The sequence below is a fragment of the Burkholderia sp. Bp9012 genome (assembly GCF_003853825.1).
In the GTDB taxonomy this organism is placed as follows: Bacteria; Pseudomonadota; Gammaproteobacteria; order Burkholderiales; family Burkholderiaceae; genus Burkholderia; species Burkholderia diffusa.
Map to the genome: position 1 here is coordinate 181,479 of NZ_QTQA01000004.1, position 13,000 is coordinate 194,478.

The following is a 13,000-nucleotide window of genomic DNA, read 5'->3' on the forward strand; positions in this document are numbered from 1 at the left end:
CGCGTTCTTTGAAGGTTGGAAGGTTTGGAGGTTGAAATGAGTGTCGCTGATGTCAAGAAGGGCGTAGAGCAGAAGATGCAGCGCTCGATCGAAGCGTTCAAGAACGATCTGGCGAAGATCCGTACGGGCCGTGCGCACACCGGTCTGCTCGATCACGTGCAGGTCGACTACTACGGTTCGATGGTGCCGATCTCGCAGGTTGCGAACCTGACGCTCGTCGACGCACGCACGATCGGCGTGCAGCCGTGGGAAAAGAACATGGTCGCGAAGGTCGAGAAGGCCATCCGCGAAGCCGATCTCGGCCTGAACCCGGCGACGGCCGGCGACCTGATCCGCGTGCCGATGCCCGCGCTGACGGAAGAGCGCCGCCGCGAGCTGACCAAGGTGGTCAAGAGCGAAGGCGAAACGGCCAAGGTCGCGATCCGCAACCTGCGCCGCGACGCGAACGAAGCGCTCAAGAAGCTCGTGAAGGACAAGGAAATCTCGGAAGACGACGAGCGCCGTGCGAGCGACGACGTGCAGAAGCTGACCGACAAGCACGTTGCCGAAGTCGACAAGCTCGTGCAGAGCAAGGAAGCCGAGATCATGACGGTCTGACGACCGTCCTCGCGCGCCGCCTCTTCCCGCATTACTGTCTCAACGGCCATGACCTATACCAGCTCTACTGTTCGCGTGCCTGACGTCGGCGCCGTGCCGCGTCATATCGCGATCATCATGGACGGCAACGGCCGTTGGGCGACCGAACGCCGCTTGCCGCGCGTCGCGGGGCACACCCGCGGCGTGGATGCCGTGCGGGCGGTGGTCGAAGGCTGCGCGCGCGCCGGCGTCGAATACCTGACGCTGTTCGCGTTCAGTTCGGAAAACTGGCGCCGGCCGAACGACGAAGTGTCGTTCCTGATGCGGCTGTTCATCACCGCGCTTGAACGCGAGATCGGCAAGCTGCATGCGAACGGGATCCGCCTGCGGGTGGTGGGCGATCTCGAGCGATTCGAGCCGCGCATCCGCGAACTGATCCGCCGCGCCGAAACCAAGACGGCGCGCAACACCCGTCTCACCCTGACGATCGCCGCGAACTACGGCGGCCGCTGGGACATCCTGCAGGCGACGAAGAAGCTCGTCGAGCAGGCCGTGCGCGAGGGCCGCGAGGTCGACGTGACCGAAGACGCGTTCGCGCCGCACCTGGCGATGGCCTATGCGCCGGAGCCCGATCTCTTCATCCGCACCGGCGGTGAGCAGCGTGTCAGCAATTTCCTGCTGTGGCAGCTCGCGTACGCCGAATTCTATTTCACCGACAAATACTGGCCGGACTTCGACGGCGCGGCGCTGGCCGACGCGATCGCATCGTATACCGAGCGCGAGCGCCGTTTCGGGCGCACCAGCGCGCAGCTCGAACCACAATCGCAGAACGCCGATTCCCTTTCATGCTGAAGACCCGTGTGATCACGGCGGTCGTGATGCTGGCAGTGTTGCTGCCCGTGACGCTGTTCGCGCCGCTCACCGCGTTCGGCGCGCTGATCGGCGTCGTGCTCGTGTTCGCCGCGTGGGAGTGGGCGCGCCTGCTCAAGCTCGGCGCGACCGGTTCGGTCGTCTACGCGATCGTCGCGGCGCTGGCGCTCGCGGCGACCGCGCCGCTCGGCGTCGAAGCCGCTGCGTCCCGTCCCCTTTTTATGGCAGCCGGCGTCTTCTGGCTGCTGGTCGGCCCGTTCTCGCTGCGGCGCAAGCCGGCGCTCGCGGGCGGCGTGTGGCGGCCGTTCCTGCTCGCGGCCGGGCTCGCGGTGTTCGCGGCCTGCTGGCACGCGGTCGTCGCGGCGCGTGCGCAGGGCGTTTCGTTCGTGCTGTCGCTGCTTCTGGTCGTCTGGCTGGCCGATATCGGCGCATACTTCGCGGGCAAGGCCTTCGGAAAGCGTAAACTGGCCGTTACGATCAGTCCCGGCAAGAGCTGGGAAGGCGCGATCGGCGGCTGGCTCGCCGTGATGGTCGTCGCGGGTGTCGCGATGGCCGCGCACTGGTTCGAGCCGACCCTGTTTTCCGCACTCGCCGCGCGTTACGGGATGCCCGGCGCGTGGGCCGCGCTGACGCTGCTGGTCGTCTACAGCGTGATCGGCGACCTGTTCGAGTCGCTGCTCAAGCGTCAGGCGGGCGTGAAGGATTCGAGCGGCCTGCTGCCCGGTCACGGCGGCGTGCTCGACCGCGTCGACGCGCTGCTGCCGGTGCTGCCGCTCGCAATGCTGCTGCTTGGTTAAACCACTATTTCTGTTATGCAAAAACGTCTGACACTGCTCGGTTCCACGGGCTCGATCGGAGACAGCACGCTCGACGTGGTCGCCCGCCATCCCGAGCGTTTCTCGGTCTACGCGCTGACCGCGCACCGCAACGGCGACAAGCTCGTCGAGCAGTGCCTGCGCTTCGCGCCCGAAATCGCGGTGGTCGGCGATGCGAACACGGCGGCGCACGTCGAGGCGAAACTGCGCGCGGCGGGCAGCAAGACCACGGTGCTGTACGGGCCGCAGGCGCTCGTCGACGTGTCGAAGAGCGACGGCTGCGATACGGTCGTCGCCGCGATCGTCGGTGCTGCAGGCCTTGCGCCGAGCCTCGCGGCCGCGCGCGCCGGCAAGCGCATCCTGCTCGCGAACAAGGAATCGCTCGTGATGTCGGGCGCGATCTTCATGGACGCCGTGCGCGACCATGGCGCGGTCCTGCTGCCGGTCGACAGCGAACACAACGCGATCTTCCAGTGCATGCCGCGCGACGAGAACGAACACGGCGGGATCTCGAAGATCATCCTGACCGCATCGGGCGGCCCGTTCCGTACGCGCGAGCCGGCCACGCTCGTCGACGTGACGCCGGACGAAGCGTGCAAGCACCCGAACTGGGTGATGGGCCGCAAGATTTCCGTCGATTCCGCGACGATGATGAACAAGGGCCTCGAAGTGATCGAGGCGCACTGGATCTTCGGCTTGGCCGGTGACCGGATCGACGTGCTGATTCACCCGCAGAGCGTGATCCATTCGCTCGTGTCGTATCGCGACGGCTCGGTGCTCGCTCAGCTCGGCAACCCCGACATGCGCACGCCGATCGCGCACGCGCTCGCGTTCCCGGAGCGCGTCGACGCCGGTGTCGACCAGCTCGACCTCGCGCAAATCGCACAGCTGTCGTTCGAGAAGCCCGATTACACGCGCTTCCCGTGCCTCGCGCTCGCGCTGAAGGCGCTTGAGGAGGGCGGTATCGCGAGCGCCGCGTTGAACGCGGCGAACGAAATCGCGGTCGAAGCATTTCTCGAGCGCCGGATCGGCTTCATGGCGATCGCGGCGACGGTCGATGCGGTGCTCAACGCGCTGCCGAACCGTAACCCGAACGGGCTCGACGACGTCCTTGCGGCGGATGCCGAGGCACGCCGCCTCGCCGCCGAGATCATTGCGAAAGCGCCTGCGCCACGCGTGGAGCGCGCTGTCTGAATGAGGTGCTCATGAACGTGCTGGTCGAACTGATCGCGTTTGCCGTGGCGATCGGGGTGCTGGTCGTCGTGCATGAGTACGGACATTATCGCGTCGCGCGCTGGTGCGGCGTGAAGGTGCTGCGTTTCTCGATCGGCTTCGGTCAGCCCGTCGCGCGCTGGGTCAGCCGCAGGACGGGCACTGAATGGACGCTCTCCGCGTTGCCGCTGGGCGGTTACGTGAAGATGCTCGACGAGCGTGAACCGGGGTCGAGCGTCAAGCCCGAGGAACTCGATCAGGCGTTCAACCGGCAATCGGTGTTCAAGCGCATCGCGATCGTCGCCGCCGGCCCGATCGCGAACTTCCTGTTGGCAATCGTCCTCTTTTCCGCTGTATTCGCGACTGGCGTGACCGAGCCGGCCGCGGTGCTCGCGCCGCCGGCTGCCGGCACGGTGGCGGCTCGCGCGGGCTTCGACGGCAGCGAGACGATCGTGTCGATCCGCGACGCCGACGGCGGCGAGGCCGCGCCGGTGCGCTCGTGGTCGGACCTGCGCTGGAAGCTGCTGTCCGCCGCGTTCGATCATCGCGAGGTCGTGCTCGGCGCGCGCGACGGCGGTTCGGCGACGTTCGACTTCCGCGTCGACCTGCGCAATGTTCCCGAAAGCCAGCTCGACGACGATTTCATGATGCGCCTGGGCTTCGAGACCGGCGGCGGCACGCTGTCGGTGGCGTCGGTGCAGCCCGGCAGCGCGGCCGAGCAGGCGGGCCTGAAGGCCGGCGACAAGCTGCTGGCGCTCGACGGCAATCCGATTGGCGGCGCATCGCGCTTCATCGACGCGGTGAAGCACCACGCGGGTCAGGCAGTCAACCTGCAGGTCGAGCGCGGCGGCGCGACGCAAACCGTGCAGATCGTGCCGCAGGCGCAGCGCGACGATGAAACGGGGCAGCAGGTTGGCCGCATCGGCGCGTCGCTGTCGATGCACACGCCGTCGGTCGACGTGCGCTATGGGCCGATCGAGAGTCTGCGGCTCGGTGCGCACCGCACGTGGGACATTGCGATTTACTCGCTGAAGATGTTCGGACGGATGATCACGGGCGATGCGTCGCTGAAGAATCTGTCCGGCCCGGTGACGATTGCTGACTACGCCGGCAAGAGCGCGCGGCTCGGTCCGTCGGCCTTCCTGTCGTTCCTCGCCCTTGTCAGCATTAGCCTCGGGGTGCTGAACTTGCTGCCGATTCCCGTTTTGGACGGGGGGCATCTGTTATATTATCTGGTTGAAGCCGCGACCGGGAAAGCCGTCTCGGAGCGTTGGCAGCTGATTCTGCAAAGAGCCGGGTTGATCTGCATCGTCGCGTTGTCGGCGATCGCGCTGTTCAACGACCTGGCTCGGTTAATCCATTTCTGAAGCGTCAGGCGGCGGCCAGTCGGCCGCCGCCTGATTTGATGCAGCTAAATATTGGGGATGCACGTTGTTCAAACCTCATCGCTTTGTACCTAAGACAGTTGCAGCGGCCGCGCTCGCCGCGCACGGCCTCGCGGCGCATGCAGCGGCACCGTTCGTGGTGCAAGACATCAAGATCGAGGGGTTGCAGCGCGTCGAAGCGGGTTCGGTGTTTGCCTACCTGCCGATCAAGCAGGGCGATACCTTCACCGACGACAAGGCATCCGAAGCAATCCGCGCGCTGTACGCGACGGGCTTCTTCAACGACGTGCGCATCGCCACCCAGGGCAACGTCGTGATCGTGCAGGTGCAGGAGCGTCCGGCCATCGCGTCGATCGACTTCACCGGCACGAAGGAATTCGACAAGGACAACCTGACGAAGGCGCTGCGCGCGGTGGGTCTGGCCGACGGCCGCTACTACGACAAGGCGCTCGTCGACAAGGCGGAGCAGGAGCTCAAGCGTCAGTACCTGACGCGCGGCTTCTACGCGGCCGAGGTCAAGACGACGATCACGCCGGTCGACGCGAACCGCGTATCGATCCTGTTCGCGGTCGCAGAAGGCCCGAGCGCGAAGATCCGCCAGATCAACTTCATCGGCAACAAGGCGTTCAGCACCAGCACGCTGCGCGACGAAATGCAGCTGTCGACGCCGAACTGGTTCTCCTGGTACACGAAGAACGACCTGTACTCGAAGGAAAAGCTCACGGGCGACCTCGAGGCCGTGCGCTCGTACTACCTGAACCGCGGCTACCTCGAGTTCAACATCGAGTCGACCCAGGTGTCGATCTCGCCCGACAAGAAGGACATGTACCTGACGGTCACGCTGCACGAAGGCGAGCCGTACACGGTGTCGGGCATCAAGCTGTCGGGCAATCTGCTCGATCGCGAAGCCGAACTGAACAAGCTGATCAAGATCAAGCCGGGCGATCGCTTCTCGGCCGAAAAGCTGCAGCAAACGACGAAGTCGATCGTCGACAAGCTCGGTGAATACGGTTACGCATTTGCGACCGTCAACGCGCAACCGGACATCGACCAGGCGAACCACAAGGTGAACCTGAACCTCGTCGTCGATCCGAGCCGCCGCGTGTACGTGCGCCGCATCAACGTGGTCGGCAACACGCGTACGCGCGACGAAGTCGTGCGCCGCGAAATGCGCCAGCTCGAAAGCTCGTGGTTCGATTCGAACCGCCTCGCGCTGTCGAAGGATCGCGTGAACCGTCTCGGCTACTTCACCAACGTCGACGTGACGACGGTGCCCGTCGAAGGCACGAACGACCAGGTCGACGTGAACGTGAAGGTCGATGAAAAGCCGACCGGCGCGATCACGCTGGGCGCGGGCTTCTCGTCGACGGACAAGGTGGTGCTGTCGGCCGGCGTGTCGCAGGACAACGTGTTCGGCTCGGGCACGAGCCTGTCGGTGAACGTCAATACCGCGAAGAGCTACCGCACGCTGACCGTCACACAGGTCGACCCGTACTTCACGGTCGACGGCATCAAGCGGATCACGGACGTCTACTACCGCACGTACCAGCCGCTCTACTATTCGACGAGCTCGAGCTTCCGGATCATCAGCGCGGGCGGCAACCTGAAGTTCGGCATTCCGTTCTCGGAAGTCGACACCGTCTACTTCGGCGCGGGCTTCGAGCAGAACCGTCTCGACGTCGACTCGAATACGCCGCAGAGCTACCAGGATTACGTGAACGAGTTCGGCCGCGTGTCGAATACGGTGCCGCTGACGGTCGCGTGGTCGCGCGACGCGCGTGACAGCGCGCTGATCCCGAGCCGCGGCTACTTCACGCAGGCGAACGTCGAATACGGCGTGCCGGTCGGCAAGATCCAGTACTACAAGGCCGACCTGCAGGCGCAGTACTACTATTCGTTCTCGCGTGGCTTCATCCTGGGCCTGAACCTGCAAGGCGGCTACGGTAACGGTATCGGCAACCCGTACCCGATCTTCAAGAACTACTACGCGGGCGGTATCGGCTCCGTGCGTGGCTACGAGCCGAGCTCGCTGGGCCCGCGCGATACGAAGACGAACGACCCGATCGGCGGTTCGAAGATGCTGGTCGGCAACATCGAGCTGACGTTCCCGCTGCCGGGCACCGGCTACGACCGCACGCTGCGCGTGTTCACGTTCCTCGACGGCGGTAACGTCTGGGGCAACGCGCCGGGCGGCACGAGTACCGGCGCGAACGGCCTGCGTTACGGCTACGGTGTGGGTCTCGCGTGGATCTCGCCGATCGGCCCGCTGAAGCTGAGCCTCGGCTTCCCGCTGCAGAAGCATGAAGGCGACCAGTACCAGAAATTCCAGTTCCAGATCGGGACGGCGTTCTGATCGAACGCATGACAACAGCAACGAGAGGGTAATTTTGCTAACCGGTAAGTTTTCGAAACGAGTGATGTGTGCGCTGACCGTTGCGCTGGCCTTGGGCGCGGCGACGGCACATGCTCAGGACGTCGCCCGCATCGCGGCGGTCAATTCGGATCGGATCCTGCGCGAGTCGGCGCCCGCCAAGTCGGCGCAGACGAAGCTCGAAGCCGAGTTCGCGAAGCGCGACAAGGATCTGCAGGACCTCGCGGCGCGTCTGAAGTCGATGTCCGACTCGCTGGACAAGAACGGCGCGTCGCTGTCGGCGGCCGATCGCGCACAGAAGCAGCGCGATCTCGCGCAGCTCGATACCGACTTCCAGCGCAAGCAGCGCGAGTTTCGCGAAGACCTGAACCAGCGCCGCAACGAGGAACTCGCGGCGGTGCTGGAGCGTGCGAACAAGGTCATCAAGCAGATCGCCGAGCAGCAGAATTACGACCTGATCGTGCAGGAAGCCGTGTACGTCAGCCCGCGCATCGACATCACCGACAAGGTGCTCAAGGCGCTCGCGTCCGGCTCGACGAACTGAACGGAGCAGACGACGAATGGCATTGACGCTTGAGGCACTCGTAAAGCGGTTCGGCGGCGAAATCGCCGGCGACGCCCAGTGCAAGGTGGGCGGCCTCGCGCCGCTCGACCAGGCAGGCCCTCAGCAACTCGCGTTTCTCGCGAATCCGAAGTACCTGTCGCAGGTCGAGACGACCCGCGCCGGCGCGGTGCTGATCGCGCCGAAGGATCTCGAAAAGCTGGGCGCGGCCGCTGATGGCCGCAATTTCATCGTGACGCCGAATCCGTACGCGTACTTCGCGCGCGTCGCGCAGATGTTCATCGATCTCGCTACGCCGCCGCGCGCAGCCGGCGTGCATCCGAGCGCGACGATCGATCCGGCCGCGCAGGTGGCCGCGAGCGCGGTGATCGGTCCGCACGTGACGGTCGAGGCCGGCGCGGTGATCGAGGACGGCGTGCAGCTCGACGCGAACGTGTTCGTCGGCCGCGGCACCACGATCGGCGCGGGTTCGCACCTCTACCCGAACGCTTCGGTGTACCACGGCTGCAAGATCGGTCCGCGCGCGATCATTCATTCGGGTGCCGTGATCGGTTCCGACGGGTTCGGCTTCGCGCCGGATTTCGTCGGCGACGGCGCTGCGCGCACCGGCAGCTGGGTCAAGATTCCGCAGGTCGGCGGCGTGTCGGTTGGCCCGGACGTCGAGATCGGTGCGAACACGACGATTGACCGCGGCGCGATGGCGGACACCGTCATCGAGGAATGCGTGAAGATCGACAACCAGGTGCAGATCGCCCACAACTGCCGGATCGGCGCCTACACGGTGATCGCCGGCAAGGCGGGCATCGCGGGCAGCACGACGATCGGCCGCCACTGCATGATCGGCGGCGCCGCCGGGATCGCCGGCCATGTGACGCTTGGCGACTATGTCATCATCACCGCGAATTCGGGCGTGTCGAAGTCGCTGCCGAAGGCAGGCATCTACACGAGCGCGTTCCCGGCCGTCGACCACGGCGAATGGAACAAGAGCGCCGCGCTCGTGCGCAACCTCGACAAGCTGCGCGACCGCATCAAGGCGCTCGAGACCGCGCTGGCCGCCCAGGGCGGCACGGACGCCTGACCGACACCATGCGAGACCACGAACCGGGCACGGCCAGCGCATTCGGCCCGGTTTGCCAGACTGGGCCGCGCGGCGGCCCGCTTCAGCCTTTGCATCACCACCGCGCAGCTTCTGCGTGAGACGAACCATCATGAGCACTGAAAAAATCAATCTCGACATCCACAAGATCCTCACGCTGCTGCCGCATCGCTACCCGATTCTGCTCGTCGATCGCGTGCTCGAACTCGAGCCGCACAAGGGAATCAAAGCGCTGAAGAACGTGTCGATCAATGAGCCGTTCTTTCAGGGGCACTTCCCGAAGCGGCCGGTGATGCCGGGTGTGCTGATCCTCGAGGCGCTCGCTCAGGCGGCCGCGCTGCTGACGTTCGCGGAAGAGCAGCCGAAGGATCCGGAAAACACGCTGTACTACTTCGTCGGCATCGACGGTGCGCGCTTCAAGCGTGTCGTCGAACCGGGCGATCAGCTGATTCTGAACGTGACGTTCGAACGCTACATCCGCGGCATCTGGAAGTTCAAGGCGGTGGCGGAAGTGGACGGCAAGGTGGCGGCGGAAGCCGAATTGATGTGCACGGTCAAGACGGCCGACGCGGCGCCCTGAGCGACGCGGCACGCATGGGTAACGTAACGCGAGCAACGCGACACATCACATCGAGAGGCAACGGCGCATGACCAGGATTCATCCTACCGCGATCGTCGAACCGGGCGCGCAGATCGACGAGTCCGTCGAGATCGGGCCGTACGCGGTCGTCGGGCCGCACGTCACGATCGGCGCGCGTACGACGATCGGCTCGCACAGCGTGATCGAAGGTCACACGACGCTCGGCGAGGACAACCGCATCGGCCATTACGCGTCGGTCGGCGGCCGTCCGCAGGACATGAAGTACAAGGACGAGCCGACGAAGCTCGTGATCGGCAACCGCAACACGATCCGCGAATTCACGACGATCCACACCGGAACCGTGCAGGACGCGGGCGTGACGACGCTCGGCGACGACAACTGGATCATGGCCTATGTGCACATCGGTCATGACTGCCGCGTCGGCAACAACGTGATCCTGTCGAGCAACGCGCAGATGGCCGGTCACGTCGAGATCGGCGACTGGGCGATCGTCGGCGGGATGTCGGGCGTGCACCAGTTCGTGCGCATCGGTGCGCACTCGATGCTGGGTGGCGCCTCGGCGCTCGTGCAGGACGTGCCGCCGTTCGTGATCGCGGCCGGCAACAAGGCCGAGCCGCACGGCATCAACGTCGAAGGCCTGCGCCGGCGCGGTTTCTCGCCCGACGCGATCTCGGCGCTGCGCAGCGCGTACCGCCTGCTGTACAAGAACGGCCTGTCGCTCGAGGAAGCGAAGGTGCAGTTGCGCGAGCTGGCGGCCGCGGGTGGCGAAGGCGACGCAGCGGTCACCGCGCTCGTCGCGTTCATCGACGCGTCCCAACGCGGCATCATCCGCTAAGCGATGTCGCTCCCGACCAATCAGCTCCGGCTCGCGATGGTGGCCGGCGAGCCGTCGGGCGATTTGCTCGCGGCGTCGCTGCTCGGCGGGCTTCAAGAGCGGCTGCCCGCGTCGACCCACTACTACGGGATCGGCGGGCAGCGGATGCTCGCGCACGGCTTCGACTCGCATTGGCAGATGGACAAGCTGACGGTGCGCGGCTACGTCGAGGCGCTGGGCCAGATTCCCGAAATCCTGCGGATTCGCGGCGAACTGAAGCGCCAGCTGCTCGCGGAGCGGCCCGACGCATTCATCGGCGTCGACGCACCCGATTTCAACTTCAACGTGGAGCAGGCCGCGCGCGACGCGGGCATCCCGTCGATCCACTTCGTGTGCCCGTCGATCTGGGCATGGCGCGGCGGGCGGATCAAGAAGATCGCGAAGTCCGTCGACCACATGCTGTGCCTGTTCCCGTTCGAGCCGGCGATCCTCGACAAGGCGGGCGTCGCATCGACGTATGTCGGCCACCCGCTGGCCGACGAGATTCCGCTCGAGCCCGACACGCACGGCGCGCGCATCGCGCTGGGCCTGCCCGTGGACGGCCCCGTGATCGCGGTGCTGCCGGGCAGCCGGCGCTCGGAGATCGCGCTGATCGGCCCGACGTTCTTCGCGGCGATGGCGCTGATGCAACAGCGCGAGCCCGGTGTGCGGTTCGTGATGCCGGCTGCGACGCCCGCGCTGCGCGAACTGCTGCAGCCGCTCGTCGACGCGCATCCGCAGCTGGCGCTGACGATCACCGACGGCCGCTCGCAGGTCGCGATGACCGCGGCCGACGCGATCCTCGTGAAGAGTGGCACCGTCACGCTGGAAGCCGCGCTGCTCAAGAAGCCGATGGTGATCTCGTACAAGGTGCCCTGGCTGACCGGGCAGATCATGCGCCGGCAGGGCTATCTGCCGTACGTCGGCTTGCCGAACATCCTGGCGGGGCGCTTCGTCGTGCCCGAGCTGCTGCAGCATTTCGCGACGCCCGAGGCGCTCGCCGATGCGACGCTCACGCAGCTGCGCGACGACGCGAACCGTCGCACGCTGACCGAAGTGTTTACCGAAATGCATCTCTCGCTGCGGCAGAACACGGCCGCGAAGGCGGCCGAAGCGGTCGTGCGCGTGCTCGAACAACGCAAGGGGCGCGCATGACGGCAGCTCGTGCACCACGCCGCCGCGCGTCGAGCGACGTGCAGGGCGGCTTCGACTTCAGCCGGCCCGACGAGATCGTTTGTGGCGTCGACGAAGCGGGCCGCGGCCCGCTCGCGGGGCCGGTGGTGGCCGCTGCGGTGATCCTCGATCCGGCCCAGCCGATCGACGGGCTCGACGATTCGAAGGCGCTGTCCGCGAAGAAGCGCGATGCGCTGTACGACCTGATCGTCACGCGTTCGCGCGCGTATTGCGTCGCGTCGGCTAGTGTCGACGAAATCGATACGCTGAACATCCTGCACGCGACGATGCTCGCGATGAAGCGTGCCGTCGAGGGGCTGTCGGTCCTGCCGACGCTTGCGCAGATCGACGGCAACCGCTGCCCGACGCTGACGGTGCGTGCCGAGGCGATCGTCAGCGGCGATGCGCTCGTACCGAGCATCTCGGCCGCGTCGATCCTCGCGAAGGTCACGCGCGACCGCATGCTCGTCGACCTGCACGAACGCTTCCCGGTGTACGGTTTCAACGTGCATGCGGGCTACGGCACCGCGAAACACCTTGCCGCGCTACGCGAGCACGGCCCGTGCGAAGCGCACCGGCGCTCGTTCGCGCCCGTGCGCGCGGCACTCGATCTGATTCGATGAAAAGCATTACTTCCCGCGACAACCCGCTGTACAAGCGCCTGAAGGCGCTCGCGGGTTCGACGCCCCATCAGCGCCGCAGCGGCCAGGCGCTGCTCGAGGGTTTCCACCTCGCCAGCGCGTATCTCGATACGGGCGCGACACCCGAGCTGTGCGTCGCGACCGAAGGCGCGCTCGCGCACGACGAAGCGCAGGCGATCATCGAGCGCGTCGACGCGCAGCGGGTCGTCACGCTGCCCGACGCCTTGTTCGGGCAACTGTCGAACGTGGTCAGCGGTGTCGGTTTCCTGTTGCTCGTCGACCGGCCCGCGCAGCCGCTGCCGGAGCGCGTCACGCACACGTCGGTCGTGCTCGACGGCGTGCAGGACGCCGGCAACGTCGGCTCGATCCTGCGCAGCGCGGCGGCCGCCGGCGTGCGGCACGTATTCTGTGCGCCGGGCACCGCCTATGCTTGGTCGTCGAAGGTGTTGCGTTCCGGCATGGGCGCGCATTTCCTGCTGTCGATCCATGAAGACGTTGATTCTGCCGTGCTCGCCGAACGCCTCGACGTGCCGGTCGCGCTGACCGATTCGCACGGCGCGCAGGCAGTCTACGACTGCGACCTGGCCGGCGCCGTTGCATGGGTGTTCGGCAACGAGGGTGCCGGCGTATCGGCATTCTGGCGCGACGCGGCCACGCATCGCGTGACGATTCCGCAGCCGGGCGGGATGGAGTCGCTGAATGTTGCCGCAGCAGCAGCGGTGTGCCTGTTCGAGCAGGTGCGGCAGCAGCGGCCTGCGTGATGCCGCATGCGGGCATTTCGCACCACAAAAAAAGGCCGCGTTCGACGCGGCCTTTTTGTTTCCGGCGGCGGCCAAGTGGCCGCA

The 13,000-nt window shown here is 66.1% G+C and carries 13 protein-coding genes; all 13 read left to right on the top strand.

Annotated elements, in window-relative coordinates; all coding sequences use genetic code 11:
• The first annotated feature begins 36 nt into the window (after positions 1-36).
• On the top strand, positions 37-597 hold the full coding sequence (gene frr / locus DIE11_RS06950) for a ribosome recycling factor (RefSeq protein WP_006752152.1): 561 nt from the start codon (positions 37-39) through the stop codon (positions 595-597).
• A gap of 48 nt (positions 598-645) precedes the next feature.
• Entirely contained in the window at positions 646-1,428 is a 783-nt protein-coding gene (gene uppS, locus DIE11_RS06955; RefSeq protein ID WP_006758563.1) for a polyprenyl diphosphate synthase, read from the top strand.
• Positions 1,422-2,243 carry a phosphatidate cytidylyltransferase gene (locus tag DIE11_RS06960; protein WP_124622446.1) on the top strand — a complete coding sequence of 274 codons (822 nt, stop codon included), beginning with the start codon at positions 1,422-1,424 and terminating at the stop codon, positions 2,241-2,243. The genes uppS and DIE11_RS06960 overlap by 7 nt, the downstream gene beginning before the upstream one ends.
• A 15-nt stretch (positions 2,244-2,258) precedes the next feature.
• Positions 2,259-3,455 (top strand): 1-deoxy-D-xylulose-5-phosphate reductoisomerase, encoded by a 1,197-nt coding sequence (locus DIE11_RS06965; RefSeq protein ID WP_124622449.1) that lies wholly within the window; start codon positions 2,259-2,261, stop codon positions 3,453-3,455.
• An 11-nt stretch (positions 3,456-3,466) separates the two neighbouring features.
• On the top strand, positions 3,467-4,840 hold the full coding sequence (gene rseP / locus DIE11_RS06970; RefSeq protein ID WP_124622451.1) for an RIP metalloprotease RseP: 1,374 nt from the start codon (positions 3,467-3,469) through the stop codon (positions 4,838-4,840).
• 64 nt (positions 4,841-4,904) lie between these two features.
• Positions 4,905-7,211, top strand: a complete 2,307-nt coding sequence (bamA, locus tag DIE11_RS06975; RefSeq protein WP_059599928.1) for an outer membrane protein assembly factor BamA — start codon at positions 4,905-4,907, stop codon at positions 7,209-7,211.
• Positions 7,212-7,275: 64 nt separating this feature from the next.
• Positions 7,276-7,773, top strand: coding sequence for an OmpH family outer membrane protein (locus DIE11_RS06980; RefSeq protein WP_174920243.1), 498 nt, complete (start codon positions 7,276-7,278; stop codon positions 7,771-7,773).
• A gap of 16 nt (positions 7,774-7,789) precedes the next feature.
• A complete protein-coding gene (gene lpxD, locus DIE11_RS06985; RefSeq protein ID WP_124622455.1) occupies positions 7,790-8,869 on the top strand; it encodes a UDP-3-O-(3-hydroxymyristoyl)glucosamine N-acyltransferase in 1,080 nt (359 codons plus the stop codon).
• Positions 8,870-8,999: 130 nt separating this feature from the next.
• On the top strand, positions 9,000-9,467 hold the full coding sequence (fabZ, locus tag DIE11_RS06990) for a 3-hydroxyacyl-ACP dehydratase FabZ (RefSeq protein ID WP_006495559.1): 468 nt from the start codon (positions 9,000-9,002) through the stop codon (positions 9,465-9,467).
• A 67-nt stretch (positions 9,468-9,534) separates the two neighbouring features.
• A complete protein-coding gene (lpxA, locus tag DIE11_RS06995) occupies positions 9,535-10,323 on the top strand; it encodes an acyl-ACP--UDP-N-acetylglucosamine O-acyltransferase (protein WP_124622457.1) in 789 nt (262 codons plus the stop codon).
• Positions 10,324-10,326: 3 nt separating this feature from the next.
• Positions 10,327-11,496, top strand: a complete 1,170-nt coding sequence (lpxB, locus tag DIE11_RS07000) for a lipid-A-disaccharide synthase (protein ID WP_124622459.1) — start codon at positions 10,327-10,329, stop codon at positions 11,494-11,496.
• Positions 11,493-12,137, top strand: a complete 645-nt coding sequence (gene rnhB / locus DIE11_RS07005) for a ribonuclease HII (RefSeq protein ID WP_124622462.1) — start codon at positions 11,493-11,495, stop codon at positions 12,135-12,137. The genes lpxB and rnhB overlap by 4 nt, the downstream gene beginning before the upstream one ends.
• Entirely contained in the window at positions 12,134-12,916 is a 783-nt protein-coding gene (locus DIE11_RS07010; RefSeq protein ID WP_124622463.1) for an RNA methyltransferase, read from the top strand. The genes rnhB and DIE11_RS07010 overlap by 4 nt, the downstream gene beginning before the upstream one ends.
• Positions 12,917-13,000: the final 84 nt, after the last annotated feature.

Bases quoted from the DNA above. Each gene is read 5' to 3' on its own strand.
- frr (WP_006752152.1), top strand. From the start codon at position 37: ATGAGTGTCGCTGATGTCAAGAAGGGCGTAGAGCAGAAGATGCAGCGC.
- uppS (WP_006758563.1), top strand. From the start codon at position 646: ATGACCTATACCAGCTCTACTGTTCGCGTGCCTGACGTCGGCGCCGTG.
- DIE11_RS06960 (WP_124622446.1), top strand. From the start codon at position 1,422: ATGCTGAAGACCCGTGTGATCACGGCGGTCGTGATGCTGGCAGTGTTG.
- DIE11_RS06965 (WP_124622449.1), top strand. From the start codon at position 2,259: ATGCAAAAACGTCTGACACTGCTCGGTTCCACGGGCTCGATCGGAGAC.
- rseP (WP_124622451.1), top strand. From the start codon at position 3,467: ATGAACGTGCTGGTCGAACTGATCGCGTTTGCCGTGGCGATCGGGGTG.
- DIE11_RS06980 (WP_174920243.1), top strand. From the start codon at position 7,276: ATGTGTGCGCTGACCGTTGCGCTGGCCTTGGGCGCGGCGACGGCACAT.
- lpxD (WP_124622455.1), top strand. From the start codon at position 7,790: ATGGCATTGACGCTTGAGGCACTCGTAAAGCGGTTCGGCGGCGAAATC.
- fabZ (WP_006495559.1), top strand. From the start codon at position 9,000: ATGAGCACTGAAAAAATCAATCTCGACATCCACAAGATCCTCACGCTG.
- lpxA (WP_124622457.1), top strand. From the start codon at position 9,535: ATGACCAGGATTCATCCTACCGCGATCGTCGAACCGGGCGCGCAGATC.
- lpxB (WP_124622459.1), top strand. From the start codon at position 10,327: ATGTCGCTCCCGACCAATCAGCTCCGGCTCGCGATGGTGGCCGGCGAG.
- rnhB (WP_124622462.1), top strand. From the start codon at position 11,493: ATGACGGCAGCTCGTGCACCACGCCGCCGCGCGTCGAGCGACGTGCAG.
- DIE11_RS07010 (WP_124622463.1), top strand. From the start codon at position 12,134: ATGAAAAGCATTACTTCCCGCGACAACCCGCTGTACAAGCGCCTGAAG.